General features: G+C 53.1%; 25 protein-coding genes and 2 tRNA genes. 7 read left to right on the forward strand and 20 right to left on the reverse strand.

Translation table 11 applies throughout. The annotated features are described in order from the left end of the window. Window positions 1-33: 33 nt before the first annotated feature. Window positions 34-2,418 (reverse strand): fatty acid cis/trans isomerase, encoded by a 2,385-nt coding sequence (locus DW350_RS12685; RefSeq protein WP_115719265.1) that lies wholly within the window; start codon window positions 2,416-2,418, stop codon window positions 34-36. A 119-nt stretch (window positions 2,419-2,537) separates the two neighbouring features. Continuing rightward, window positions 2,538-3,206: a hypothetical protein gene (locus DW350_RS12690; RefSeq protein WP_115719266.1), complete on the reverse strand. Its 669-nt coding sequence runs from the start codon at window positions 3,204-3,206 to the stop codon at window positions 2,538-2,540. 60 nt (window positions 3,207-3,266) lie between these two features. Between DW350_RS12690 and DW350_RS12695 the strand changes: the two genes are divergently transcribed. Next, window positions 3,267-3,932: a DUF2982 domain-containing protein gene (locus DW350_RS12695; RefSeq protein WP_115719268.1), complete on the forward strand. Its 666-nt coding sequence runs from the start codon at window positions 3,267-3,269 to the stop codon at window positions 3,930-3,932. Here DW350_RS12695 and DW350_RS12700 read toward each other — a convergent pair. Together DW350_RS12700 and DW350_RS12705 are read right to left on the reverse strand one after the other, a co-directional pair. Beyond that, a complete protein-coding gene (locus tag DW350_RS12700) occupies window positions 3,911-4,756 on the reverse strand; it encodes an EamA family transporter (RefSeq protein ID WP_115719270.1) in 846 nt (281 codons plus the stop codon). The two genes, DW350_RS12695 and DW350_RS12700, sit on opposite strands and share 22 nt — an antisense overlap. Beyond that, complete coding sequence (locus DW350_RS12705; RefSeq protein ID WP_115719272.1) at window positions 4,756-5,259, reverse strand: GNAT family N-acetyltransferase; 504 nt, start codon at window positions 5,257-5,259, stop codon at window positions 4,756-4,758. Before DW350_RS12705 ends, DW350_RS12700 begins: the two co-directional genes overlap by 1 nt. A gap of 95 nt (window positions 5,260-5,354) precedes the next feature. On the opposite strand from DW350_RS12705, the gene DW350_RS12710 reads away from it, so the two are divergent. Beyond that, window positions 5,355-5,735, forward strand: a complete 381-nt coding sequence (locus DW350_RS12710; RefSeq protein WP_115719273.1) for a DUF3634 family protein — start codon at window positions 5,355-5,357, stop codon at window positions 5,733-5,735. A gap of 41 nt (window positions 5,736-5,776) precedes the next feature. Here DW350_RS12710 and DW350_RS12715 read toward each other — a convergent pair whose 3' ends face one another. Continuing rightward, on the reverse strand, window positions 5,777-8,908 hold the full coding sequence (locus DW350_RS12715) for an ExeM/NucH family extracellular endonuclease (RefSeq protein ID WP_115719275.1): 3,132 nt from the start codon (window positions 8,906-8,908) through the stop codon (window positions 5,777-5,779). Window positions 8,909-9,168: 260 nt separating this feature from the next. On the opposite strand from DW350_RS12715, the gene slyD reads away from it, so the two are divergent. From slyD to DW350_RS12730, 3 genes are all read left to right on the forward strand, one after another. Continuing rightward, the gene (gene slyD / locus DW350_RS12720; RefSeq protein WP_115719277.1) at window positions 9,169-9,651 is read left to right on the forward strand and encodes a peptidylprolyl isomerase; all 483 of its coding nucleotides are present in this window, start codon (window positions 9,169-9,171) and stop codon (window positions 9,649-9,651) included. Window positions 9,652-9,821: 170 nt separating this feature from the next. Beyond that, window positions 9,822-10,688 (forward strand): TraB/GumN family protein, encoded by an 867-nt coding sequence (locus DW350_RS12725; protein WP_115719278.1) that lies wholly within the window; start codon window positions 9,822-9,824, stop codon window positions 10,686-10,688. Next, window positions 10,685-11,488 carry a hypothetical protein gene (locus DW350_RS12730; RefSeq protein WP_115719280.1) on the forward strand — a complete coding sequence of 268 codons (804 nt, stop codon included), beginning with the start codon at window positions 10,685-10,687 and terminating at the stop codon, window positions 11,486-11,488. Before DW350_RS12725 ends, DW350_RS12730 begins: the two co-directional genes overlap by 4 nt. Here DW350_RS12730 and DW350_RS12735 read toward each other — a convergent pair. The 3 genes from DW350_RS12735 to DW350_RS12745 all read right to left on the reverse strand — a co-directional run bounded on the left by DW350_RS12735 (window position 11,485) and on the right by DW350_RS12745 (window position 12,684). Further along, window positions 11,485-12,438, reverse strand: a complete 954-nt coding sequence (locus DW350_RS12735; protein ID WP_115719282.1) for an alpha/beta fold hydrolase — start codon at window positions 12,436-12,438, stop codon at window positions 11,485-11,487. The genes DW350_RS12730 and DW350_RS12735 overlap by 4 nt on opposite strands. A gap of 53 nt (window positions 12,439-12,491) precedes the next feature. Then, window positions 12,492-12,568 (reverse strand) — tRNA-Pro (locus tag DW350_RS12740). Between the two features lie 39 nt (window positions 12,569-12,607). Continuing rightward, window positions 12,608-12,684, reverse strand: a tRNA-Pro gene (locus DW350_RS12745). Window positions 12,685-13,187: 503 nt separating this feature from the next. On the opposite strand from DW350_RS12745, the gene DW350_RS12750 reads away from it, so the two are divergent. After that, window positions 13,188-14,114 (forward strand): glycosyltransferase family 9 protein, encoded by a 927-nt coding sequence (locus DW350_RS12750; protein WP_115719283.1) that lies wholly within the window; start codon window positions 13,188-13,190, stop codon window positions 14,112-14,114. Here the strand turns inward: DW350_RS12750 and DW350_RS12755 are convergent. Beyond that, window positions 14,101-15,147, reverse strand: coding sequence for a DUF418 domain-containing protein (locus tag DW350_RS12755; protein WP_115719285.1), 1,047 nt, complete (start codon window positions 15,145-15,147; stop codon window positions 14,101-14,103). The two genes, DW350_RS12750 and DW350_RS12755, sit on opposite strands and share 14 nt — an antisense overlap. Window positions 15,148-15,181: 34 nt before the next feature. Here DW350_RS12755 and smrA point away from each other — a divergent pair, with 34 nt between their 5' ends. Beyond that, window positions 15,182-15,757 carry a DNA endonuclease SmrA gene (gene smrA / locus DW350_RS12760; protein WP_115719287.1) on the forward strand — a complete coding sequence of 192 codons (576 nt, stop codon included), beginning with the start codon at window positions 15,182-15,184 and terminating at the stop codon, window positions 15,755-15,757. Window positions 15,758-15,781: 24 nt separating this feature from the next. Here the strand turns inward: smrA and DW350_RS12765 are convergent, their stop codons facing one another. The 11 genes from DW350_RS12765 to DW350_RS12815 form a co-directional block, all read right to left on the reverse strand. Beyond that, window positions 15,782-17,653, reverse strand: coding sequence for a transglycosylase SLT domain-containing protein (locus DW350_RS12765; RefSeq protein ID WP_115719288.1), 1,872 nt, complete (start codon window positions 17,651-17,653; stop codon window positions 15,782-15,784). Between the two features lie 23 nt (window positions 17,654-17,676). Further along, a complete protein-coding gene (msrA, locus tag DW350_RS12770; RefSeq protein ID WP_115719290.1) occupies window positions 17,677-18,183 on the reverse strand; it encodes a peptide-methionine (S)-S-oxide reductase MsrA in 507 nt (168 codons plus the stop codon). A 140-nt stretch (window positions 18,184-18,323) separates the two neighbouring features. Next, entirely contained in the window at window positions 18,324-18,566 is a 243-nt protein-coding gene (locus DW350_RS12775) for a cyd operon YbgE family protein (protein ID WP_115719291.1), read from the reverse strand. Between the two features lie 65 nt (window positions 18,567-18,631). Then, entirely contained in the window at window positions 18,632-18,742 is a 111-nt protein-coding gene (gene cydX, locus DW350_RS12780) for a cytochrome bd-I oxidase subunit CydX (RefSeq protein WP_115719293.1), read from the reverse strand. Between the two features lie 9 nt (window positions 18,743-18,751). Then, complete coding sequence (gene cydB, locus DW350_RS12785; protein WP_192954883.1) at window positions 18,752-19,891, reverse strand: cytochrome d ubiquinol oxidase subunit II; 1,140 nt, start codon at window positions 19,889-19,891, stop codon at window positions 18,752-18,754. Then, window positions 19,891-21,453 (reverse strand): cytochrome ubiquinol oxidase subunit I, encoded by a 1,563-nt coding sequence (locus DW350_RS12790; protein ID WP_115719295.1) that lies wholly within the window; start codon window positions 21,451-21,453, stop codon window positions 19,891-19,893. The genes cydB and DW350_RS12790 overlap by 1 nt, the downstream gene beginning before the upstream one ends. Beyond that, window positions 21,443-21,631 carry a cytochrome oxidase putative small subunit CydP gene (gene cydP / locus DW350_RS12795; RefSeq protein WP_115719296.1) on the reverse strand — a complete coding sequence of 63 codons (189 nt, stop codon included), beginning with the start codon at window positions 21,629-21,631 and terminating at the stop codon, window positions 21,443-21,445. Before cydP ends, DW350_RS12790 begins: the two co-directional genes overlap by 11 nt. 201 nt (window positions 21,632-21,832) lie before the next feature. Further along, the gene (locus DW350_RS12800) at window positions 21,833-23,098 is read right to left on the reverse strand and encodes an MFS transporter (protein ID WP_115719298.1); all 1,266 of its coding nucleotides are present in this window, start codon (window positions 23,096-23,098) and stop codon (window positions 21,833-21,835) included. A 202-nt stretch (window positions 23,099-23,300) separates the two neighbouring features. Further along, on the reverse strand, window positions 23,301-24,398 hold the full coding sequence (locus DW350_RS12805) for an NADH:flavin oxidoreductase/NADH oxidase (RefSeq protein WP_115719299.1): 1,098 nt from the start codon (window positions 24,396-24,398) through the stop codon (window positions 23,301-23,303). A 105-nt stretch (window positions 24,399-24,503) separates the two neighbouring features. Beyond that, window positions 24,504-25,337: an ABC transporter permease gene (locus tag DW350_RS12810; protein WP_115719301.1), complete on the reverse strand. Its 834-nt coding sequence runs from the start codon at window positions 25,335-25,337 to the stop codon at window positions 24,504-24,506. After that, window positions 25,334-26,521, reverse strand: coding sequence for a quaternary amine ABC transporter ATP-binding protein (locus tag DW350_RS12815; protein ID WP_115719302.1), 1,188 nt, complete (start codon window positions 26,519-26,521; stop codon window positions 25,334-25,336). Before DW350_RS12815 ends, DW350_RS12810 begins: the two co-directional genes overlap by 4 nt.

The raw sequence follows: 26,521 nt of genomic DNA on the forward strand, positions 1-26,521 counted from the left end.
TGTTAAAAAAGCCCGCTTAAGCGGGCTTTTTTATTAGCGGTTTTCAACGCGGTTGTAATCCAGTAGTCCTTTTTCAATGGGATGGCGCTCGATATTAAGGCGGTTAAGCTTGTCGCTAAATTGCCAGAATGCCGGGTTAGTGCGGCGCACACCAAAAGCGTCTAGCAAGGCTTCATAACTTTTCTCGTCTTTCACCTGTTGTGCCTTGGCCACCAAAGCGGCAAGGTCACGCTCTTTAACGTGCCAAAACGCGCCTGGATAACTGCCGATAAGGCCATGCAGCAACGTCACATCGTCATGCACATAGTCACGGTTAGCTTTTTCATCAAACAGGCTAGAGATATTGGTATGAGCGCTGTTGCGCGCCAGGGTAAAGAGCTGGCTTGGGCCACCATCATCGGGGTCAACCATAATGAAGGTCAGCTCCGGGAACAAATGGACATTAGGGCCTTTTAGTTCGCCCAACTGGCGCAGTAGCGCCTTAGCATTGGCGGATAAATGCTCGGCCGCGCTGATACGATAACGCCCCGGCTGCACCGGCGCTTCGCGTTTTTCCAGCATGGCGTAAAGCTCGGCCTTGGGGTTCTTGGTGTGGTAATGCACGCCGCTGGGTTGGTCAAAACGGTTAACGTCCCCTTCCAAAAACTTGGTCAGGCTCTCCCCTGCCCCTTTATACCAGTCGCGGAACTGCTGATGGCGCACTTTCGGCGGTAATAGCGTCAGGAAATTCGACTCACCTTCCATCCGTAAAAAGTCCATATAAAGGCGAGTCAGCAGCTGGTGGCCATAGTTGCCGTAAACATCAAAACCGGCCACCAGTAGGTAATGAATACGCTCTAACAGCGCATAATCAATGACCCAGGCGGTTTTCGGTGGCTTACCCACCAAACCTTTCACCACGGTCGCACTGTCAAAATGGCGGAAAATGGTCAGGGTGGCATTTTGGTTAGTACCGTCGCCGTCCCAAATACCCTTAAGGTTAAGGTTACGGCCGTCTTTAAAGGTTTTATCCAAAAAGGCATTTCTGGCCCGTAAATAATCCCCTTGCCGCTTGGCAAAACCTAGCCAGTGCGAGGCAATGGTCGTGCTCTTATCTTCAGCAGGCATCCGCAGGTTATCAAGCTGGGTGTGATAGAACTCGCTCACTTTCGGCGCATCAGTCAGGGATGGGTCAACAAAGAACACCCAGAACCGGTCGTTAATCACATCCAATGCCAGTTGGCCGCGGCATACCGGACCCTTGATAAAGCCCATAATGGTGTTTTCTACGTTATCGAGCATAAAGCGGTAGCGCGAGCCGATGGGTAGCTGCTCAAAGGCATTAAGCGGATTTGCTGCCACTTCAGGCTTATAACCCGGCCAGCTGCTGACCTTGTAGTCGATGCCATAAAATAGCGAACGCCAGCGGTCCATCACCTTGTCGTCCAGCTTGTAAGGCATGTGAGTTTTATCAACGATGGTGGAGCGCACCGCTTCAAATCGGTAATAAACCCGGCTTACACCAGGGTCATCGAAGGGGCGGCGGGTGGCAATGACATTAACCGGCTGGCCCGGCGGCGTGCTGGAACGCACCAGGTTAAAAAAGCGCGGCGCTTTGCCTTTGACCGTGGTATCGGCAAAGTACAGATGCGACACAAAAAGGTGCTCAAAAATATACCGGTCAACCAAACGCGCTTTCAGGCTGTCGCCATTTAAGAAAGCTTCCCAACGCTCAATTTCGCCCAAGGTGTTGGCATCCAGCGCCGGGTGCGGCGCCATTTTCGCGCCGTCTTTTACCCAGGCCATGAGGGTGTTGTGCTCACGCTTGGTCAAGCCAGGCATCGCATAGGGCATGCCCCACAGCGGCTTGTCTTGTTCAAAGCGCGGCATTTCTTCAATGGTGGGGCAAAACTGATCGCGATTAAGGCTTAAATCAAAACTGGAATCGAGGATTTTTTCATTAGGTAAAGGATGCTGCTGTTTCAGCAATAACATGCGCGCCAAGACCCCGGCCTGGGTATTGGCTTGCACTGTTTGGTCGCGCTCGTTAAGCACGCTATAAAAACCTTTTTGGCGCCACTCTTCGGTGTTTTTGGCATCCACAAACAGCCGCGTTAAATTGGCTGCTATCAGCCGTGAGCCCTGATACACCTTTTCCTTATTGGCGCCGCGGTCAATGCCTTCAGGAGACGACATTTTCAGCTGGCAAGGCGCGTCATAACAGGCATGGCAAACCACACAGCGGTTTTCAATAATGGGTTTGACCTGGCTTAGGTAAAACTTTGCATCTTTCGATAACGGCGGCGCTATCCGCTGCTGGACCTCGGGTTTGCCGTAGCGCTGGTCAAGCGTCATCCCTGTGTAAACAGCGCAGCCAGCCACCAAAATAACCAGTGCCAGCCACAACCATCGACGCCCTTTAACTGCCGCCTTTATCATGAAGTTCCTTGTTTTAACCTAGAAGGAGCGGCCAATTATAGTGTGACAAAGTCAGCTTCAGATCCATGGCAATGAAAAGACTGCGTTACAAAAACGGCATAGATAAGCAACGCCTTAACTTAAAAGACAACCCGGTAGAAAATGCCATAGTGGTTGGCATCAGTGGAACCTGAGGCCTGAGCCGCCACGTGATTGACGCTCACCGAATCTAGGTCGTAGTTTATCCACACGTAACGAAAGCCCAGCCAGTTGTGCTGCGTGACCTGGTAGTCGTACTGCACCACGGCACCCAGTGCGTCTTTGAATTTGGTTTCCAGATGCAGCGGTTCGTTGCTGGTAGAACCGTCATCATTGGTGACCACCAGAGCAGTATCAAGCTTGGATTGAATTTTGAAATGCCAAGTGGCCCCGACCGAAAACTTGTGTCGCCCATGGCGGTAATAGGGCAATAACTCCAAGGTGTAACGCTCTAATTTAATTTCGTTATCATCATTGTCATCGGCAAAATTAAACATATAGCCAAGGTTTAATGCCGTACCAAATTGGCCGTTTTCCCATAGGCCACCTACCCCAAGGTGAAAGCGATTTCCCAGCCGAAAGTTCTCATAGGTGCCGTCGGTATAGTTGATGCGCATCAGGTTATCGCCACCATCGGTGTAACCTGCGAAGAAGGTAAAGGCCAGACCGTCACTGGCTTTGAACTTTCCTTGCGTATCAAGGTAGGGATTATCAGCCTGGGCCAACGCTGAGAAACTCAGCGCCGCAATCAATAGCAAGCACGCTTTCATCTTTATCCTTCCATGGTGCAGTGGGTTATGATGAAAGAACTCTAGACCAATTAAGCCGTTATGCACGCTCGCGAACTGTCCAGTTACCGCCATCGCAATGGGCTAACCCTGACCTTGCTCGGTGTGCTGTTGTTGATTTTAGGCCCAACCCTGCTGGCATTGGGCTGGTTTGGCCCCGGCATGGTATTGCTGTTGGCGATGCCGGTATTGCTGATCTTGGGGATTGGTAAGCTCACCGAACCGAAAGTGAGCCTGTCGATTAACAATCACAGCTTAAGCCTGCACCATCGCCGTGGTGGCTGGAGCCTTAAATGGCGGGACATACAGCGTATTGACCAACTGTCACTTGGCAGCGGTTTTGAAAAAATGGACCTGCCCTACATTGGTTTTCGCCTGAAATCGCCAGAGAGCATTTTGGATACCATTAATACCCGCTTAGCGGTGGGCCTGTTAACCGAGCAACGCAACGTATTGCTGATGGCCCTTCGCAGCAACTGCCCCACCTGCCAGGCCGACGATTTATTCGAAGCCAACCATTACCGCAGCCCCACCGGTAAGGAGTACCGGGGCGTATTAGGCATGTTGGGGCAGCGGATGAAGCGGCTACGGGAACTCACCGGCTTTGATTTACTGATTGCCGAAGAGTTGGCCGGGGAAGAAGGGCTTTGGACCTTAAAAAAATACTGGGCCAAAGCCCAGTATCCTCAAGAAGACGAAGAGGTTTGACGGCGGCAAAGCCAAAGGGCCACAACCATGAACACGCACCCGAAGCCAAATCGCAGCCAGTCCACCTGGCCCTGCCAGAGCAGCACATTGACCAAGATCCCGGCCGGGATCAGCATGTTATTCATTACCGCCAGCTGCTGCGCACTGACCTTGGTTGAACCATAGCTCCAGCCTAAATAACCCAGGCCAGAGGCCACAATTCCCAACCACAGCAGCACATCTTGCTGCGCCCGGGTCACCGGCAATCGGTTCCAGTCGGCCAGCATCAACACCGCCAGCGCGGTCACAATAAAGGCGCCAAGGAAAAACCAGGCAAAGCGAGCCCTGTGGGTCAGGTTGGTGTCTTTACTTTGGTGGCGATACCACACTTGCCCGAAAGCAAAGCAGGCATTGGCAGCCTGGATAAGGGCAAAGCCGTGCCAGTAGCTTTCACTTAAATCGGTCCAGCGGATAACGGCAGCTCCGGCTACCGCCAACAGCGCTGGTGCCCAAAATTGCCGAGGCCAGCGCCGCGCGAAGAGATCGGCAAACAGGCTGACATAAATTGGGGTAAAGATGGTGAACAGCAAAATTTCCGGCACCGACAGGTACTGATAAGCCTTATAGAGAAAAAGGTACATGATGCCTATCTCCACCGCGCCAGTGGCCATTAGCATCAACGCTTTGCGCCAGGCCAACGGCCGCCAGAAGGGGGCAAAGATCAGCAACGCCAGCAACATCCGCGAACACACCGCAATATAAGAATCGACGCTATGGGCCAGGTAGCCGCCAATGAGCGAAAACGAAAAGGCCCAGAGAATAGTGATTAACCAAAGCAGCGCCATTAGTTCTTCTCCGACTGATAGCACCACACCGAGTTGGCGCCATAAGACACTTTCTTCTCGGCAGTCATGCCAAGCTTTTCAGCAACACGCACAGAGCGCGAATTGTCGGGGTGAATAAGGGCAATAATGCGCGCAAGCCCAAGCTCTGTGTGGCCATATTCCAATACTGCCTTACCCGCTTCGGTGATGAGCCCCTGGCCCCAAAAGGCCGGCAGAATACGATAGCCAAGCTCCGGCACATTAAATTCCGGTAAGAACTTGAGCCCACAAAAGCCAATCACTTCCCCACTGCTTTTAAGCTCAACGGCTAAGCGGCCATAACCATAGCGCTCGTAATCTGCCAACGGCGCGGCACGCAGCTTCTGCTCAGCTTCAGCGAGACTGTTAACAGGACCGGCTTCACCGGTATAACGCAGTACTTGCCTATCGGAGGTCATAGCGAAAAAGGCGGGCACGTCATCAAGGGTAAAGCGGCGTAAACGCAGCCTTGGGGTGTCTATCATCGGGGGAGCTCTGTCAGGCCAAAACGGCAAGCATACCAAAAGCCGGGCCTTGAGCTATAAAGAGGAAATCGACAAAAAATTGGCGGCCGTACGCTATGGACCAACTGCCCTTTTCCATCAATGCCGAAGCTTTGCTGGTTTTCTCGTTGCTGCTGTTAGTGGGATACCTGCTGATAAAACAGCTTTTTTGCGTTTTTGTTGTGCGCTTTCATAAAGGCCGGGTGCGGGTAACAAAAGGCACTGTGCCCCCCGATTTTTTACGTGCATGCAAACGCTTGGCCGGCAACAGCCAAATAAAGGGCGCGGTTTTTGGCTACAAAACCCGCCTGGGTATTCAACTGTCGTTTTCGGCAAATTTTCCGCCACTGCTAAAAGACAGGGTGTTGTCGGCATTTCCCCACGAACGCATGGAACGCAGCTTTTTTCGCCGAAACATCAAGGAAGAACAAAAGCAGCGCCATAAAGATGGGATTTAAAAAAAGCGGCCAAGAGGCCGCTTTTTTAATCACTCGCCGCACTATTGCTGGCAAACACTGCCAGTAATGGCCGATGCCTGGCCTGTGCCTTGGCCAACAAAGCCGAACTGCACCGTTTGACCGGGTTCCACTTTGCGGTTCCAGTCAAGGTGGCTGGCACTGTAGGGGCCGGAGCCAGACAGCGTGGCATTCCAGCTACCGGTAATGGTGGAACCGTCAGTAAAGGACCAGCCCACTTGCCAACCATAGATGGGGCTGGAAGAGGTATTGGTGATGCTCACCGCCCCCTGGAAGCCGCCATCCCAACTATTGGTTAGCGCATAACTGCACTGGGCTTGCGGCACCTGGGCGTCATCGTCGCCGCTATCACCGCTATCGCTGGGCACAGCGCAGATGTCACCGCTCACCACAGTCGCCCGGCCATCACCGCTGGCAGTAAAGCCCACCTCTACCGAGTCGCCCGGGGCGATAGTGCTATTCCAGCTCAGATTGGTGGCGGTATAGGGGCCGCTACCACTGACATCGCCCCCCCAAGCACCCGACACTTGGCTGCCGTCTTTGTATCCCCATTTGACCTGCCAGCCACTGATGGGGCTGTCAGAGGTGTTGGTGATACGAATAGCGCCTTGGAAACCGCCCTGCCAGCTATTGGTAATGACGTGTTCACACATCGCCGGGGCTTTGGTTACCGGCCATTTCAGCGCCACAACCACAGGGTCGTGGTCAGAGGAACTGAAAGGTCCTTCTGATTTAACGAGGCTGCCGCTGTAGTCATCTTCATAGGTCAGCAGGTTACTTTCAGCCGAGTTGATGTGCCAATCAGCAACAGCCGCTACTTTGCCAGCCAAGCTTTCGGTGGCAATCGCTTGGTCGAGCCTGCCAACCATACCGTCGTACTGATAGGAATAGCTGTGGGTATCAACCAGGTTAACCAGCCCGTAGCCTTGGGTAACGGTGTGGCCAGCACTTTCATACAGCGTGGCCTCACGGGTGTCACCAAAGTAGGTGTCGTGAGCGGTTTTAATATCGCGATCCAGGCTTGGGATCTGGGTCATTACCAGAATGGGATCTTCACTGCCGTAGGTATTAAAGTCGCCCAAAATTAAGGTTGGCGTAGCAGACGCCAGCACATGCTCGGCCAGGATACTGGCTTCGGTATTACGCAGCTCGTTACAGCTGCCCTGGCCACCTTCATCAACACCTTCTTCGTCTTCGGCGCAGCTTGAGCCTTTAGAGCGGAAGTGGTTAATGGCAACCCGGAAGGCATCACCTGCCACACTGCCGTCAACAACGCGCTTAAAGCTTTGCAAAATGCTGGGGCGGCCCCCATGGTGCACATCTTCGGTGCCGTCATCATCGACGGTTATCTGGTTTGGCATATCCAGAATATCCAGGTCGCCAACCGGGCTTACCATGGCAGGGCGATACAAAATGACCGAGGTCACCGCATCGGTACCCACAGTGCCACCATCGGCTGGCACTACTACCGCGTATTGCTTGTCTTCTGGCAGTTCATCGTTAAGGGCGGTAAGCAGGCTTTGAATGGCCGAATTTTCACCAAAGCCGTTATTTTCTACCTCAACAAGCCCCAATACGTCGGCATCAATGGCTAAAAGCGCATTGACGATTTTGCTGCGCTGCAGCACAAAATCAGCCTCGGTAGTGGCACCGCGGTTAGTGCCTAAGGGGTTGGCGTCGCCACCGACAGCATCATTGAAAAAGTTTTCAATGTTGAAGCTGGCAACACGCAAGTCACCTTCGGCCGTTAATACCGGCGCGGCGGTTCGGTCATCCAAGTGCACAAAGTCGCTTGCACTCAGGGTTTGATTATCCCCCACCACCAACCGGTAGTTGCTGTAGGAATAAGCCATAACGCCAGTGAGGTTAGTCACTCTGTCGGCCACCCGAATATAGCCTTGGGAAGCGTCGAAACCGGGGAAATAGGGAATAACGCCATTCGCCGGTTTGGCATCGGTATCAATGTAAAGGGTGCGGGCCGTATTACTGCTGGTCAGAGCCTCGGCTTCATCGGTTAGCGCCGGGTAAAGCTCGGTTGGCTGATAAAGAGGACCGCCGTAGGCCAGCATCATGTTATTGCGTGACGAGTCATAGTCGTAACTAAAAGGACGCGTCACTTGCATGTCGGAGCTGTCGGTTAGCGTCACCAACATTCCTTCGACTTTTTCCATAGAGCCCGCGACATCTTCAGGGTCGATGTTCAGCGGCGTGGCCTGAACGGCAGGCAGGTCATCGCTGGCCTTACCAAAGCTGTCCATCACAATTTCGGTGAAGTTGTAATACTCCTCGACCAGGCCTTGTACACAGACGGCATCGCCTACGGCAATGGAGCTGTCGGGGGCTGAGCCGGTGTAAACAAAGATACCGTCAGAGGTATTGGCGTTACCGTCACCGGCGCCGTCTTGCAAGAAAAAGCCCTTAAACAGGCCTGACACCACCTTCGTTACCCGCCCTTCGGTGATAACAGGTGCGTCGCTATAGTAGCTGCCGTCAGCCACCAGCGGCGAGCTGGCGCCGTCACCTTGAATACTGGGAATGGTTTGGTAGCCGTCGGTTGGACACACCAAACTGGCACTGTCATCGTCGCCATCATCGCCTTCGCCGCTGCTATCACAGGCATCAAGGCCGGAGCAGCCCAGACCGTCAAAGGTGTCTTGGTCAAATTGCTGCCATTGGCTGAAATCAAAGGTCGTGGTAGCGCCGGCACTGGTGTCACGGCGTAGGGTGTGGTTTAGGGTAGAGATACTGCCGTCATCACTGGTGAAGGCACTGCCTGGGTCAACCCCGATGGTGCCAATCACATCAACAATTTCGCCGTCTTTTTCTAAGGCCACGGCATCGTCACCATTAAAGTTGACGGAGCCAGAACGAATGTCAGCATTAATGCTGTCGTCAGCGCTGGTATGTGCAAGCACTAGGCTGGCGCCAGCGGCAAGCGTGCCGGATAAGGCAATGCGGGTACTGGTTGTACTGGCGCCGTTAAAGAAGACGGCAACGTCCATCCCCTCCAGGCTTGCCGACTCAGAACCAGTATTGGTGATTTCAAGGGCCTTGTTGTAACTGCTGCCCTCCACGTACTCACTAAAGAGCACATCGGCGCTGGCGCATTGGCTTATTAATGCCAAGGTCGCCAACAAAGCGGTTTGTTTAAGCATGGTGTTTATCCTGTTAAATATTTTTATTCCTGCGCCGCCATTATCACAAAGAAACCTTTTTACAACACACAAGCAGCACTGCAACTTATTGATGCAGAGCCCATTTCTGTAAATTTGTGAAATAAATAAGGCTGGCAACGGTCTTTTTTAACATCGCTGTGTGACAACAGCGCGACACCCAAACACCCGCCGGTTTGAGGGGGACCCGTCCCCTATGCTAGGCTCAGCCCTTTAATCGCACCGAATATAGGGGTCACAACATGACCATCAGCAAAAACAAGGTAGTGACTATCCACTACACACTTAAAGACGACGCTGGCGCTGTACTGGACAGCTCATCTGGCGGTGAGCCTCTGGTATACCTACACGGTCATGGCAACCTCATCCCCGGTCTGGAATCACAATTGGAAGGCCAAGACCAAGGCGCCAAACTGGAAGTCAGCGTTGCGCCGGAAGACGGCTACGGCCCTTACCATCAAGAACTGGTGCAAGAAGTGCCACGTAGCGCTTTCCAAGGCGTCGATGACATCGAAGCCGGCATGCGGTTTACCGCACAAACCGATGCGGGCCCGCGCACTGTTGTGGTTCGCGAAGTCACCGACGAAACCGTTACCGTTGATGGTAACCACCCGCTGGCAGGCCAGTTCCTGCACTTTGCGGTAGAAATTGTTGAGCTGCGTGACGCCGAAGAAGAAGAACTTTCTCACGGTCACGTACACGGCGCTGGTGGCCACCAGCACTGATAAAAAAGCCCGCGCAAGCGGGCTTTTTTTTGCTCGACTATCAAGCCATTAACCCAATCTAAGGGGTTGGGCCAAACCTGCTAGGCACGCTTTTTCGCAGCTAACCGCGGTTTGTCGCATCGTCTGTAAAATTCGATGACGAGCACTAGGCATTGGGCTACTATCTGCCCATGCTAAAACAAAGTATCCTTCTGATCCTGCTTGCCATTTTTTCTGCGTCTACCCTGGCAGAACCGGCACTTTGGCAGGTAAATACCCCCGGCGGTGGCCAGTTCTGGCTACTGGGCTCCATTCATGTTGGCAAAGCCGACAACAGCCATGATCTTGAACGCATTGCCAAGCGACTGCCGAAGGTCAACACCTTGCTACAAGAGCTGGCACCAAGCGAATTAACGCCGCCCAAAATGCAAGCCGCCGCCATGCGCTACGGCATTTTGCGCCAAGGAACCCTGGCTGATGTGTTGTCTGCTAGCGCCTACCAACAACTTGAAACCCTGGCCGCCGACTATGGTTTGCCAATGGACCAACTCAACCGCACCCGCCCCTGGTTTGCCATGATGTCACTGATGCAAGCGGCATTGGCAACCCAGCATTACAACCCCAACCTGGGCATTGACAATCAAATGCTCGCCATTGCCAAGGCCAGGGGTTGGCAGTTAAAGGGCCTGGAAACCGTTGACCGGCAATTTAAGGCGCTGGCATCTACCGACGCCTATGCCGACCAGATGGTTGATGAAAGTGTTGATGAAATGCATACCCTAGATAGCACCCTAGCACCGATGCTAACGGCCTGGGAGAAAGGCCAGTTAACGCAGTTAGACCAGCTTTGCCCGCTAAACCAGGGCACGGGAGCTGCCTACCAGAACATGCACGACGCCACCTTAAAACTGCGTAACCAGGAATGGGTGCCAAAGCTGTTGAAAACCGCCAAAGGGGATAACACCCTGGTGGTAGTGGGGCTGGGCCACATTATCTGCCAAGACAATGTACTGAGCCTGCTTAAAGCCAAAGGGGCCAAGGTAGAACGACTGCAATGAGCGAAAGGTTACGTCTGCTGAGTGAATATCGCGCCCTTTGGGCAACAGCGCCTGTGGCCTGGAAGGCCGATTACCCGGTGCTGTTTCAGCTAATACAACAAGAAGCGCGCCATCCGCTGCTGCACCAGAATCAAATTCGCCCAACGCCATTTTTGGATGAGCTGCCTTGGCTGAGCCGGCTTAACCGCCATTTATCGGCAGAAAATCCCCGCATCGACGATTTAGCCACCGCCGTAAAACCGCTACTGCAGACCGAGCCCAAGGTGTTGCTGGAATGGGGCCAGGCCTTGTTGCCACCGCAGGCTGGCATGGAGCTTATCAACATTGCCCCGACCGCGCCCAAAGGCGAAGGCAGGCAATGGTTTGCGGCTGACCTTAATAGCGCCGAGGCCTTTGAACCCCTGCGCGGCCAGCGCCAGTTGCTGGCGCTGGGTATTGGCCTAGAAGAGGCGCAGCAATTGCTGTTAAAGGGCACCGAAAGGCGGCTGCCAGCAATGGTGCTGGCCATCAAGGATTATCACCTGATTAACACCTCCAGCTACACGCCGCTGGAGCAACAAGACATGCCCGACATTCCCATGGGCACCTTGCGTATCTTGTCGATGACCGCCGAAGAAGCTGCAAAAGATTGGCCAAACCGGCTACTGCGCTGGTTATTCCGCCCGGCGCTGCGCCAAGCCATTTTTGAAGACTTAGCCAGCTTTGCCAGAAAGGAAGGTTACCAAGCCGACATTCAGCCGCTGCCCACCATTCAGGGCCGGCAAGTTCACGCCTTAGTGATGGTAAGAAAAGGGCCCTAGCCGTTAAAAAACGCCCACAGGGTGGCAAGGGTCACCAACCGGTATTCGTCACTTTCAAGCAGCAATTCATGCCAGCCACCCGCCACCCGGTCTAAACGGCCATTAGGTAACGCCGCCACAAAGGCTTGTTGCCCTTCCAGACTCACCACTTTGTCGTCCCCGGCGGCGATCACCAGCACCGGCACCTTGATGTTGCAGGCATTGGCAATAGCTTTATCCATCGCTAAAAAAGCGGCATTAAGCCACTGCGCCGACGGGCCGCCAAGGCGGGCGCCGGGTATTTCATCAAGCCAGTCCATGCAGCGCTCATAGCGCACTTTTGAATGGCTCAACTCGTTGTCTTCAAAGGCCCGGCGCAAGTATGGCCCGGCGGTGGGCACATAACGCGGCTGGCCCCGCTTTTTGTCTTGCTGACTTTGCCAGCGCGCCATACTGCGCGCGACCCACTGCGGAAACGGATTGGTGTGAATAGCGAACATTGGCGACACCATCACCACCTTTTTAAAAGGATGGGGGTAGCGCTCTAATAACAGCGCACTGATGCAGCCGCCCATGGAGTGGGCCAGCAACCAGTGCTGCTCATAGCCCAGTGGCACCACTACCTTTTGTACAAAGTGGTCAAGGTCAGCGGCGTAATGCTCAAAATCATCCACATAGCCTAAATGGCTATCTTCGGTCATGCGGCTGGACAGCCCCTGGCCACGGTGATCAAGAGCCGCGACCGCAACGCCTTTTTGGCCTAGCTCATAAATCAGTTCTTGGTATTTGATGACACTTTCGGTGCGCCCGGAGCTTAATACCAGCAGTGTGCTGGCGCCTTCGGGCAGGAATAAGCGGTAATGCAAGGTAACACCATCAACACCTTGCAATTGGCCTTGCTGGCCAGCGTCGAAGTAGTGGCGAATATCGCCAGGATACTGGTTTTGAAACTGGGCCTCAGTTAGCCACATAAACGCCGGTTCCTAGAAAAACAAAAAAGGCAGCCCATAGGCTGCCTTATTATTGGTCGGAAAGACAGGATTTGAACCTGCGACCCCTACGTCCCGAACGTAGTGCTCTACCAAGCTGAGCTACTTTCCGTTGCCTGCCCAAGGGGCACTGCAAATTCATCAAAACTCTTGGTCGGAAAGACAGGATTTGAACCTGCGACCCCTACGTCCCGAACGTAGTGCTCTACCAAGCTGAGCTACTTTCCGATTTAACGGCGTGCATTATAGCGCTCTGCACTTGGCATTCAAGCAAAAGCCAGCCCCGGCTCATTCCTCTGCTGAAAAATCACCCAAGTCACTCACCTGACTGATAAAATTAGCCCCGCACAAGGCGGGGCAAAGGTCTGTTGTCAGAGGCGGGTAAAACCACAAATAACGCGGGGGCTATAAGACATCGGCCGTCACTGACAAACGGCACTACCCCAGGGGTGAAGAAAAGTCAGATCGCCGGCTCAAAGGAATTTGTCATTCTCTTGATGACATCACACGGTCAAGCTAGTCCGTCCAGGTTGGGTATACTCCCTGTTGCCTGGCAACGAGAAATCATGTTCTGCTGATGATTTATTGATCTGCTCCAACCCTGATATGGTAGTACGACAAGGGTTGGGTTTTGGCGCCGCACGTCTGCAGCGCCACCTGAATATAAACAAAACCAAAAAGTGCATTCAAGCAAAAAATAACAACTGGGAAACACATCTAAGGGAATGGCCATGACCAGGCACATACTTTGTTTGCTGGACCAGGAAGACAACGCCACCATTGGCTGGGCGTTGCCGATGTTAAAAAGCCTTAGCCATTACGCCGACGTGCAGGTGCTTTGCCGCGCCGAGCAAAAGTCGCTATTGGATAACCTACCCTGGTTAGCCGCGCCCATGGTGGTCTATCACGCTGGCAGCTGGCCAAGGCTACTATGGCGGCTAAGACAACAGCGCTGGAACAGCATCTGGGATTTAAGCCTGCCGCCCTTAACGCCCTGGCGGCAAACCCTGCCCTTTTTAATACCGAGCCCCCATCGCCTAATGCTGGCGGGCAGTTCGCCCTTTAACGCCGAGCGGCTGCCTTTTACTGACCAACAACACATCGGTGAGCGCTTTCATCTGGCACTTGCCAGCCTGAAACTCAGCCCTGAACACCAGTGGCTACCGCCGCTTACCGAGCCGCAACAACACTTGCTTAGCCGCATCGGCGACAGAAGCATTGTCGCCATTAATTTGCTGGACGACGATGGCGATTACTTCATGCCGTTAGTGGAGCAATTTAAAGCACTACTGCAAGGCCTGCCGAAAACCGCATTGGTGCTGCTGCACCCACTGCCGCCGATGCTAGAAGGCATTCACTCCCCTCGCCTGTTTTGTGTGGATGAGCACGATAGCTTGACCGGCTGGCAACTGCTGGCAAGGGCGCAAAGTCTATTAAGTATTGATTCGGCCTGGGTACAACGTGCCGCCGTGCTTGGGGTTAGCCAGCTTGCCGTTGCTGACGAAGACGCGCTTTATCATTCACGCTGGCATCCAAACGACCTGCATGCCGCCATTTGGCGTTATCAAGAAGGCGAACCCTTGGCCGTGAGCGAACTGCTGCGGCAACTAAGAAAGCTACAAAAAAGCCAGCAAGAGCCCAATCTTAGCCTGATATAACAGGCCGGTGCGCCAAGCGGCGCCACAACCACTCCATGGGCCCTTGCTTAAAATAGCGAAGGTAAAGTGGCGTTAGCAGCAACGCGGCGGCGCTGTAACCCAGGGCAATGGCCAACAGCGTTAACCGGGAAAACTGCCCGTATAGACCCAAGCCATAAAAGAAGCTGGTCATCACTACGCTTTGCAACAGGTAATGGCTCAGGGCCATACGCCCGGCTTCTTGCAAAATGTGCCAGCGGGCGCCAACTTGCAGCATCAAGCCTAGGTAGCCGAGGGCTTCAAAAGGGGAAAACAGCAGCATCCAGCCGTGGCCAACGCGAGGGGAAAAATCCAATACCAACAGCGAGGGCACTAACCCGGCCAGGAACCATAGCCACCAAAAACGGCGAATACGGTCAAACCAAAGGGGCTGTTCTGCAATGGCTGAGCCAATCAACATTAACCCTGCCACCATCGGTAAAATAAAAAGCGGCCAAGAGACGATGGTATAAATAAAGTTGCCGGCTCGGTAGTAGCACTGCTGAAGGTATGAGCCGTGGTTATAGATGTGCAATGGCGTGGTATCAACGCTCAAACCGTCAGGTGTTAACAACACCAGCGCCACAAATACCGCCGTGGCAAGCATAACCAACACCGCCCCCACGCCCAGCCGCCAGCTTGGGGCGCCGCGCACAAAGGGGAGAACCACCATCGCCGTTAGTGCGTACATCAATAAAATGTCGCCTTCCCAAATTAAAAAGCCATGGACAAGACCAAACAGGGCCAGGTAACGCAAACGCCGGTATTGGTAGCCGTTACCGAGCTTTTTTAACCACACCAGCCCCATGCCAAACAGCATCGACAACAAGCTGATAAATTTGCCATCGGCAAACAAAAGGTTGAACCACCAAACCCCTTGGCTAACCAAACCCGGCTCGGCAAAACGGTCATAACGAAACTCGTCCAGTTGGCCAAAGGACTGGATATTGACCAGCAGGATGCCGAAAATAGCCAGTCCCCTGGCTGTATCGATGGCTGCGAATCGATTGGTCATGGTTCCGCGTTACCAGAAGTTGTTGGAGGTCGAGATGCAAGATGATGACAAGAGTTTGTTTGAAAAGGAAATGCAAGGCGTCAAACCGATCTCTCAAGACGACAGTATTGGTCTAGCCCCAAAATCACCAATCAGCAATAGCCAAGCCCGCCGGGCCGCAGCACAAGCTGAGCTGGCAGAAAGCATCAATTATCTGTCGTCCGAAGCGGTAGATTTAGTCGACCCCCACGACATGCTGTCGTACAAAAAAGACGGGGTGCAAGACGGCGTCTTTAAGCAGCTTCGCCAAGGCAAATATGACATTCAGTCGGTGCTGGACCTGCATAAAAAACGTTTTGTCGAGGCGCGCAGTGAGGTGTTTGACTTTATCCAAACCAGTCACCGCATTGGCCTTCGCACCCTGCTTATTCTGCATGGCCGCGGCGAGCACGCCAAACCGGTTCCGGCCTTATTAAAAAGCTACTGTGCCAAATGGCTTAAGGAAATGCCGCAGGTACTGGCGTACCACAGTGCCCAGCGCCACCACGGTTCTACCGGCGCTTTGTATGTGCTGCTGCGTAAAAACGACGCCCAAAAACGCGAAAACTTTGAGCGCCATGCCAAACATTAAAAAATCCGGCCAAGGCCGGATTTTTTAATACACGGATTGGCGCTCTTTTTTAGTCACCATATGCGGCTTTTCTTTACCCAACTGGTATTGATAAATCACGTTAAACGCCAACACGTTTTGCACGTAATTGCGGGTTTCTTTAAAGGGAATAGACTCCACAAAGGCGTCAAAGGGTAAGTCATTACCCACCCAGTGCTCAACGCGGTGCGGGCCGGCATTGTATGCCGCCGTTGCCAAAATTCGATTTTCATCAAACCTGTCAAGCATTTCCCGCAAATACTGGGTGCCTAAGCGAATGTTGACCTGGGGGTCGTACAGGTTTCCAGGGCCTCCTTTATCACCCAGCCTCTTCGCGGTTAAGCGCGCCGTTTTCGGCATCAATTGCATCAAGCCACGGGCACCAACCGGTGATTGCGCCTTGGGGTTTAAGGCACTTTCCTGGCGACTCAGTGCCAAAATCAGGCTTTGGGGCAGCTTTCTAAGCTTGCCGTAGCGCTCAAAGGTATCTTTAAAGGCCAGCGGGAAACGCAGTGAAACTAAATCCCAGCCGTCGCCGCGTATTGCCGCCACTATGGCAAGGTTTTCATAGCCTTGCCGATGCGCCCAGCCGGCCAGCGCCAACCGCTGTGGGCCAGACAGCTTATCCAGTAGGTAATACCATTCAATTCTGGCCAACAAGTCTTCATTCATGGCCAGCAGTAACGGAATGCGTTTTAACGCCCCAAGCGTCGCAAGACCCGATGTCAGCGGCGGTACCCGCGCTTCGTTAAGATTAAAAGGCTGCCCTAAGTCTTCGGCGGCTAGAAAACCATAGTAGGAGCGGTGTTTGGCGGCATTTTCAAGATATGCCTTTTTCTTAACGGCATCGTTTTCGGTGCGCGCCAGCCAATATTGCCAGCGGTCCAGTTGCTGGTCTTGCTCGCTCAACAAGCCAATCCATTGCCGGGTGTCTTTAATATTGCCTTGGCTGAGGGCAAAGCGAATTCGCCGCTCGGTCATGTCATCATCACGGTAAGTGCGAATAACCTTGTCACGCCAAGCGATGGCTTGGTCATTGTCAGTGTCGTAAAGGCGGTAGCTGATGTAACGCTCAACATCAAAACGCTGCGGGCCGGTAAAACCCATGTGTTTGTTGGTTTGTAACCACAGCCGCCAGCCTTTTATTGGGTCGAGGCGAGTTTGCCGCTCTACCGCCAGCACCGCTAGCCGGCGGCTACGGGATTGCTCGCCCGGTGCCGGTACCTGGCTGGCCACTTGGTCGGGGTCGTTAAACAGGGTAAGCATCATTTTGGCAAGCTCTGCGCGATGGCCATGCACCTGCCGTGCTAAGTATCCCAGCAAACTGCCCTGCCCTTTGGCAAACGCCAGTTCCATCCGCGACAGTATTAATTCGGGGGTCATTTTCCCGGCACCGCGCCAGGCTTTAAACAGCGGATCGCAAGCTTCGGGTTGAGAGTGCCCAACCAAATACAGCTGCTGGGCGCCTTGCCAGGCGGCGTCTTTATCGCCGGTGTGTAATTTGGCCAGGTAGTAATTACAGCGCCGCTCAATACCATCGGGCGCGGATGAGGTAACCGCCAGCAGCCCTTGCCAATTTTTGTCGGCAGCGGCTTGGTCAATAAAGCGCTTCACCAAAAAGCGGCCTAGGGGTAAATCCGGGTAACGATACAGATAATCGCGGACCTGCTTGGCGGTAATGTCATCGATGTGCGCTTTGAGTTGGTAATAATCAAGATACCCCGCCAAGGGATGACTATTCAGTCCCTTACGCAGCTGTAAATAGGTTTTTTCGTTCCCTTTCTGCTGGGCTTTTCTGGCTGCTAAATAGTCGTCATCGGCCCAGCTCAGTGATGACGACGCTAAAAGACAAAGCAGCGCAACAGTACCCAAACGCATAGTTCATCCTTATTTTCAGTTTGTTATTCAGCCAGTTGCAACTTGCTCAGCTTTGGCTGGATCACCCATTGGCAATAAGGTTGTGAACGATGGCGATTAAAATAGTCGTGGTGTTCGCGTTCAGCCGCATAAAAGTGCGTTAACGGACTTAGCTCGGTGACCAGCGACAGATCATAGAAACGTTGCACCCGGCTCATCGCCGTTTTCGCTGCCTGCAGCTGTGCGTCGTCCCGGTAAAGAATAATGGAGCGATATTGCGGACCAATATCACTGCCTTGGCGATTAAGGGTGGTGGGGTCGTGGGCTTGAAAGAAGACCGTAAAGAGTTGGTCAAGGGTTATCAGCTGTGGGTTGAATTTAACATCAACCACTTCAGCATGGCCGCTTTCACCGCGGCAAACCTCAGCATAGGTGGGGTTGGGAATGTGGCCACCGGCGTAGCCAGAGATAATGCGTTCGATACCCGGTAAACGTTGATATACCGCTTCCAAGCACCAAAAACAGCCGCCTCCAAGTGTCACTTGACTCATCGTCCCTCCATTGTCTTGAGCATTGTCCTTCCTAAACAATGTTCAACATTCGGCTAGCAACTGACTTTACTGTGTTATCGAAACCACGATTTCGCCAGTCAGGGCGTCAAAAAAATTACGCCCTAGCCGAAAGCTTAGACTCAGGAGGATAAATACAACGCTAACAGCCAGAGGACCCAGGCTAATGGCGGGTAAAAAAGATAGCGTTCCCAGGTGGTTTTTACTTGCCAGCCAACCGCATGCACCACACACAGCGCCATGGCCAGTAATAACATCGACATTGGCCCGTGTGGCGGCAGGTCGCCAATGGACATGTGGTACCAGAGAAAAACAACGCCCGCGAGCGCCATTAAACCCGAAACCCAGCGAAACTTAACGAACATCGACACTCCTTGCGTACCTAAAAAAACGACAGGCGCTAGGCCTGCCGTTATATTCGATAGGGTGGTTAGTCTTTGTCTTCTTCTTTACCGAATTCAACAAACTCTAGCCACATGGCGTTGATGATGCCAAAGGCACAAGCCAGCAGCACCCCCAAGACCCAAGCAAAATACCACATAAAGCCTCCTTAATAGCTGCCGACAGGGTTCTTTTCGATATGTTCTTCGGTCACCTTGCCCCACATTTTGTAGTAGCACCAGCTGGTGTAAATGAGGATAAGAGGAACGAAGATGCACGCCGCAACAAACATAATGCCCAGGGTTTTGTGGCTGGAAACCACATCCCACATGGTCAGACTGCTGGCCGGGTCAATGCTGGATGGCATAACGAAGGGGAACAGGCTGCCACCGGCAGTAAAGATGATACCGGCAATCGCCAAAGAGCTAAGGATGAACGCTATACCGGCGCGGCCTTTCAGACCCACCAACACGCTCAGCAAGGTTCCAACCACACCCAGCAGTGGCGCTATCCACAGTGCCGGTACAGCAGCGTAGTTGTTAAACCAGGCACCCGGTTTAACTTCAACGGTTTTGTGCAGCACGTCCAGCGCCGCATTAGGGTCACCCATTTTGGTCAGTACAAAGCCGTCGATACCGGCTTTGAGCCAGACACCGGCCAGGATGAAGGCAACCACCGCCACGACACCGCCAATGGCAGAGTATTTACGGGCACGTTCAGCAACATCGCCAGTGGTACGCAGGTGCAGGTAGTTACCCCCTTGCAGTACCAACATCGCCACGCTTACCACACCGCACAGAATGGCGAAGGGGTTAAGCAGTTGGAAGAAGTTACCGGTGTAGTTGGAATACATCAGGCTATCTAGCTTGAAAGGCACGCCTTGGAACAGGTTGCCAAAGGCAACACCGAACACCAGCGCAGGCACAAAGGAACCGGCAAAAATGCCCCAGTCCCAAGCGGTGCGCCAGCGGCTGTCTTTCACTTTAGAGCGGTATTCAAAACCAACAGGGCGGAAGAACAAGGCAAACAGTACCAGTAACATCGCCCAGTAGAAGCCGGAGAAGGCAACCGAGTAAACCACCGGCCAAGCAGCAAAGATGGCGCCGCCGGCAGTGATAAACCAAACCTGGTTACCGTCCCAGTGCGGGCCCAAGGCATTGATGGCGATACGACGCTCAGTGTCTTTTTTACCGACAAAAGGCATCAGGATACCGGCACCCATGTCGAAACCATCGGCGATGGCGAAACCAATCAGCAGCACGCCGATCAGCACCCACCAAATGACTTTTAATACTTCGTAATCCATGATCAAGCCTCCACAGCCTTAGTCTCATAGTGGTAACGACCTGTTTCCAGCACGCTAGGTCCACGACGGGCAAAACGAAGCATCAGGTACATTTCCGCAATCAGCAGGATGGTGTAGAAGAAGACAAAGCCGAAGATACTGCCCATCACGTCCCCTGCAGACAGGGTAGAGACAGACAAGTGCGTTGGCAGTACCCCAGAGATGGTCCAAGGTTGGCGGCCATACTCGGCAACAACCCAGCCAAATTCACAGGCCAGCCAAGGTGCAGGCAGGGCAAACAGCGCAAATTTGAGTAACCAGCGTTTTTCGCCAATGCGGTGCTTTGCACTTTCGTAGAAAGCAATCGCGAACAGGATAAGCATAATGCCACCCATCGCTACCATCGCCCTGAAGCTCCAGAACATGATGCCTACATTGGGGATAGTATCATTGGCGGCTTTTTTGATATCGGCATCGGTAGCGCTCACCACATCAGGGGCATAGCGTTTAACCAACAGGCCGTAACCCAAGTCACCTTCGTGCTTAGAGAAAGCCGCGCGGTTAGCCGGGGTGTCTTCGCCATTTTTCAGCTTTTCAAGCAGCGCATAAGCTTGGATACCATTGCGGATACGAGCCTCATTCTCAGTTTTCAGGTCTTTGATGCCGGTAACCGGAGTATCAACAGAACGGGTGGCGATAAGGCCCATCAAATAAGGGATCTTGATGGCGTAATCGGTGTGTTCTGTTTTCTGGTTGGGAAAACCAAACAGGGTGAAGGAGGCCGGCGGCGCTTCAGTGTCCCATTCTGCTTCGATAGCAGCCAGTTTGCTTTGTTGTACGTCACCCACTTCATAGCCAGATTCATCACCCAAGGTGATAACGGACAGCGCCGATGCCAAGCCAAAGGACGCGGCAATAGCAAAGGAGCGTTTAGCAAAAGCAACGTCACGGCCTTTGAGCAGGAAGTAAGCAGAGATAGCCAATACGAACATGGCACCAGTGCAGTAGCCTGCAGAAACGGTGTGCACAAATTTAACCTGAGCTACTGGGTTGAAAACGAGGTCACTGAAAGACGACATTTCCATACGCATGGTTTCAAAGTTGAATTTGGAGCCGACCGGGTTTTGCATCCAGCCGTTAGCAATCAAAATCCACAGTGCTGACAGGTTTGAACCCAGTGCCACCAACCAAGTCACCATCAAATGCTGCCTCTTGGACAGGCGGTCCCAGCCAAAGAAGAACAAACCAACAAAGGTGGATTCCAAGAAGAAAGCCATCAGGCCTTCAATTGCCAAGGGGGCACCGAAAATGTCCCCAACGTAGTGGGAGTAATAAGCCCAGTTGGTACCGAACTGAAACTCCATGGTCAAACCCGTGGTAACACCAAGGGCAAAGTTTATCCCGAACAGCTTGCCCCAAAACTTAACCATATCCTTGTAGATCTGTTTACCGGTCGTTACATAGACCGATTCCATGATCGCAAGCATAAAGGTCATGCCGAGGGTGAGCGGAACGAACAGGAAGTGATACAGCGCCGTGATGGCAAACTGCAAGCGCGATAGATCAACGACTTCATCACCGATCATTGTCGGACTCCTTGGATGCTGAAGGCGAGGCGTTTAGAAATTGGTTGTTAATAGCCGAGTTGGATTGATCCACCTGCACTGGCCTGAAAAACAACATCCAGATGATGAAAATCAGTGCCAATTTAAGTATCAGAATCACAACGATTTCTTTCGCCAAGGACGGGCTTTTGATGCCCATGGGGGCTCTCCTTAGTGAACCTGGGCTGAAGTATGCGCTTAACCAAACTCGGCAATTTTGATTTGCCGCAAATAAGTGGTTGGCGAAAGGATAAGAAAACAACGTCCTAATCACGCTTTACCAACGCATAACCGCATCAACCGTGGACACGTAAACATCTGGGTTAAAAAGAACAACATAGCTGTATAAGCGATATACAGATTATGTGACAGGCGTATTATCTTCCTGCGCAGCAGTAGAAATCTTGACCTCGCTCAAAAACAGCGACATCAGTAACCCCAATAAGGAAAGGCCGACAAAACCCAGCAGCATCATCGGTAAGAAATGACCGTTACCCACCGACATCACCGCCACCATCAAAATACCGGCAATTTGGCCTATCCATAACAGCATGCCCTGGGAGGCCGACTCTGGTGCAGGTTCAGTGCGTTCTGCGGCGTACTGGAACCCCACCGGGCCAATACCCAGCACAAAAAATCCGATACCAAAGGCGAACAGCAAAGAAAAATCCAGTCGCAAAGCAGGGCTTTGAAACAAAGCGTCAATAAACACTAACCCGGAGATAGCAGGCAGTACCCCCAGCATGGCAACCACAATAAGCGCCTTTCGTTTACCCAGCGCATCCGACAGCAGCGGAATAATCAGGCTACCTGCCAAGCCGCCCACCAGCATCAGAGCGCCCAAGGAGCCGCCATGGCTTTTCAGCGCCAGCGCCCGGGCAATATCGTCAATCAAACTGCTCAAGGCGTTGACCATGCCAAGGCCAATGGTAAAAAGCGCTAACAGCAACAACATGTCACGGCTTTTCATCAACAGCTTTAAGCCATCAACAAAAGACAAGGAATGGCTAAAGGCTGACATCGGCTGCTGTGGCTGGAACAGCAGCACCGCCAACAAACCACCACCGGCAACAATGCTCAGCGCCGCATACAACCACAGCATCTGTTGATGATGGCCAGCGCTGAGCTGGCCGACGCTTGAGAGAAAAAGCGGCGACAACACCATGGCCGCCAACATTCCCAAATACTGGGCAAACACCGCCAGCCCCGCAGCCAAGGCGCGTTCCTTAGCGGGAAAGTAATGCATGGTAAGGGTAGTAATGGCGTTAAGAATAAAAGGCTGCGCGATGGCAAGACCAAGCTGGCCCAGTAGCAGCCCCCATAGCCACTGGCCAAGTAAGGCTTTAATAACGGCGCTCACCAACAGGCTTATCGCGCCCAGCGCCAGGGCCGACTTAAGGCCAAAACGGTCAATCACATAAGACGCCGGAAAGCTCAGCAGTAAGTAAACCAGCATATAAACCAATGCCAGCAAGTCGATGCTCAACCAGTTGGAATCACCAATTTGGCGCTGATATAAATCCGCAGCGGGCTGCGCTATAGCGGCATGGGAAAGCCACTGCAATTGCAGTACAAAGGCACACAGCATAAAGAAGCCAAGCAGTAGGTAACGCGACTTACTGATCATCTTATCGAGGCCTGTTAGCGATAATAAAAAGGCAGCGCCGAGTAACGACTAGCGGCTCGTTATTAATAAAGCGCTTGTTTTCATTGACGTTATCGCAATAAAAAGCCAAACACACCTTGGCCTTTTAGAAATGAGAGCTGATTATCATTTCAATTCAATAAAAAAGTCGCCCACAGGCGACTTTTTTCATTAAGCGATGAGTTTATTTAAATAAACCTTTTACATCGTGAGGTTCGCAGCGCAGGTACTGCGGCGGTGCCACGGTTTTGTCGCCAAGGGCCGCTGCGGCATGCCAGGGCCAACGCGGGTCGTAAAGTATGCCGCGCGCTAACGCCACCGCATCGGCTTTGCCTTCGCTTAAAATGGCTTCGGCTTGCTCAGGCTCGGTAATAAGGCCGACCGTGATCACCGGCATCTTGGCAACTTGCGCTTTAATGGCTTCGCCAAGGGGCACCTGGTAGTTAGGCCCAACCGGAATGCTCTGCTTGGGCGAAAGACCGCCGGAGGAGACATGAATAAAGTCGCAGCCCTTGGCTTCTAAGGCTTTGGCCAAGGTGATGGACTGCTCGATATCCCAGCCGCCCTCAACCCAGTCGGTGCCAGAGATACGCACCCCTACCGCTTTGTTTTTAGGGAAAACTTCACGCACAGCGTCAAAAACCTCTAGCAGCAGGCGCATTCGGTTTTCGAGGCTGCCGCCGTATTCATCCGTGCGCTGGTTACTGAGCGGCGACAAAAATTGATGCAGCAGGTAACCGTGCGCGCCGTGCAGTTCAATCAAATCAATACCGAGCCGGTCGGCACGTTCTGCGGCCTTAGCAAAAGCTGCTTTCAGTGCCTCAATACTAGCTGTATCCAGTGCCTGCGGCTTAGGGTCGCTATCGAGAAAAGGCTGATCGCTGGCGGAAACCGTCTGCCAACCGTTAGCGTGTTCTGGGGCAATAGCGCCGCCGCCATCCCAAGGCTTTTGCGTGGAAGCCTTACGGCCAGCGTGGGCCAGTTGAATACCAATGGGCATGGCACTGTATTGGCGAACCGAGGTTAACACCTTGCCCAAGGCCTGCTCTGTTTCGTCATTCCAAAGGCCTAAATCAGCGTAGGTAATGCGCCCTTCTGGCATTACCGCCGAGGCTTCAAGAATAAAAAGGCCAGCGCCGCTCAGCGTCATGTTACCCACGTGAATATGGTGCCAGTCACTGGCCTTGCCTTCATCGGCCGAATATTGGCACATCGGGGCAATAACAATGCGGTTAGGGAGTTCGACAGGCCCTAATTTAATAGGGGAGAAAAGTTGGCTCACATCAGCCTCCTTTCAATGAATCAATGTTGCCAAGAGTAAAAACGACAGTGCCGTCTCGCAAGACGGCACGCAATACTTACTAAGGCACTAAAAGGTAACCGTCAGTTACTCGTCTCGGCCCTTACCCAACGCCTGGGTAATACGGTCAAGGATCATTGCCAGAATAACCACCGCTATGCCTGACTCAAAGCCGGACGCCATATCCATGTTGTTAATGGCGCTCCACACTTCACCACCCAGACCACCGGCCCCAATCATGGCCGAGATAACCACCATCGACAGGCTCAACATAATGGTTTGGTTGATACCCGCCATAATAGTGGGCACCGCCAGCGGCAATTGCACCTTAAATAGCTTCTGCGAAGGCGAAGCGCCAAAGGCGTCAGAGGCTTCAATCAGCTCGGTCGGCACTTGGCGAATACCCAAGGTGGTAAAGCGAATAGCCGGTGGCATGGCAAAAATCACCGTTGCGAAAATCGCCGCTACCGGGCCCAAACCGAAAAACGGAATGGCCGGAATAAGGTAGACAAAGGCCGGCATTGTCTGCATGAAATCCAGTATTGGCATCACAATGCGATGGCAGGTTTTACTGAGCGCAGCGGCAATACCAATCGGCAGCGCCAGCACTATGCTGCTAAGGGTTGCAAAGAACACCAAGGTCAGGGTTTCTATCATTGGATACCAAAGTTCAAGGTTCCAAATCAGCGCCAGCCCCAACACCGACGTCAGCGCAAAACGCCAGCCTTTTAGACGCCAGGCGATAACGGCAACGATAATGATAAAAGCCCACTCGGGGATCCACATCAGCGCGTCAACCACCCAATCAATGGCCTTTTCAGTGGAGTCACTGATAGCGCGGGTAGCGTTAGAAAAATGCTTGGTCAGTACATCAATGCCTTCGGCTATCCACTGACCTAACGGGATACGATAACTCATCATTGTACTCCTGCCAGTTCGGACAACACGGCACCTTTAAGCACCACACCTTGGATTTTGTTTTGCTCATCCACCACCGGCAGTGGGTAGTGAATGCCTTCAAACAGCGGAAACAGTTGCGCCAAGGCGTCGCCTTTGGCGACCGAGCGCACATCGGTATTAATGTAGTCTTGCAAGCTTTCCGCTTTGGCTTCCAGGGCTTTGGCGATGGCATCAAGCTCAATCCAGCCCACCAGGGTTCCCTGGCGGTCGGTTACCAGAGCATGGTCCCAACCTTCTTCATTTAAGGTGTGAAGAGCGGTGCGCGGCCCCTGGCTAGCCTTGAGCACACATTTCGCCTGGGTCATGGCATTTTCGGCCGTCAGCACCCCAGACATGTCGACACCTTCAACAAAGCGCGCCACATAAGGGTTAGCCGGGTTAGTGAGAATTTCTTCCGGGGTCCCCACCTGCGACACCAAGCCGTCTTTTAACAGAATGATGCGGTCGCCAATGGCCAGCGCTTCATCCAGGTCATGGGTAATAAAGATGATGGTTTTGTGCATCGCTTCTTGCAGCGCCCGCAGCTCTTTTTGCATGTCCCGGCGGATCAGTGGGTCAAGGGCAGAAAAGGCTTCGTCCATCAGCAGAATATCGGGGTCGGCAGCCAGGGCACGGGCCAAGCCCACACGTTGCTGCATACCGCCAGACAGTTCGTTGGGTTTGGAATTTTCCCAGCCTTTAAGGCCCACTTTTTCCAGTGCATCCATGGCGCGCTGTTGGCGTTCGGCTTTATCAAGGCCCTGCACTTCCAGGCCAAATTCGCTATTGGCCAGAACGGTGCGGTGCGGCATTAACGCAAAACTTTGAAAAACCATGCCGAATTTTTCCCGGCGCAGTGCCCGCAGCGCCTTGGCATCAAGGCTGCAGATATCAGTGCCGTCAATTTCAATGCGGCCTTGCGTGGGTTCAATCAGCCGGTTTAAGCAGCGCAGCAAGGTGGACTTGCCGGAACCCGACAAGCCCATGATCACTAACAGTTCACCACGTTTAACCTCGAAGCTGATGTCCGCCAGGCCCAAGGTGCTTGCGGTGGCTTTTAGAATGTCATTACGGGTTTCGCCCTTTTGGTGGCGGGCGATCACCTCTTTGGCATCCTTACCAAAGACCTTATACAACTTGTCGACCTTGAGAATGGCGTCACTCAT

The organism is Gallaecimonas mangrovi (genome assembly GCF_003367375.1).
GTDB lineage: Bacteria > Pseudomonadota > Gammaproteobacteria > Enterobacterales > Gallaecimonadaceae > Gallaecimonas > Gallaecimonas mangrovi.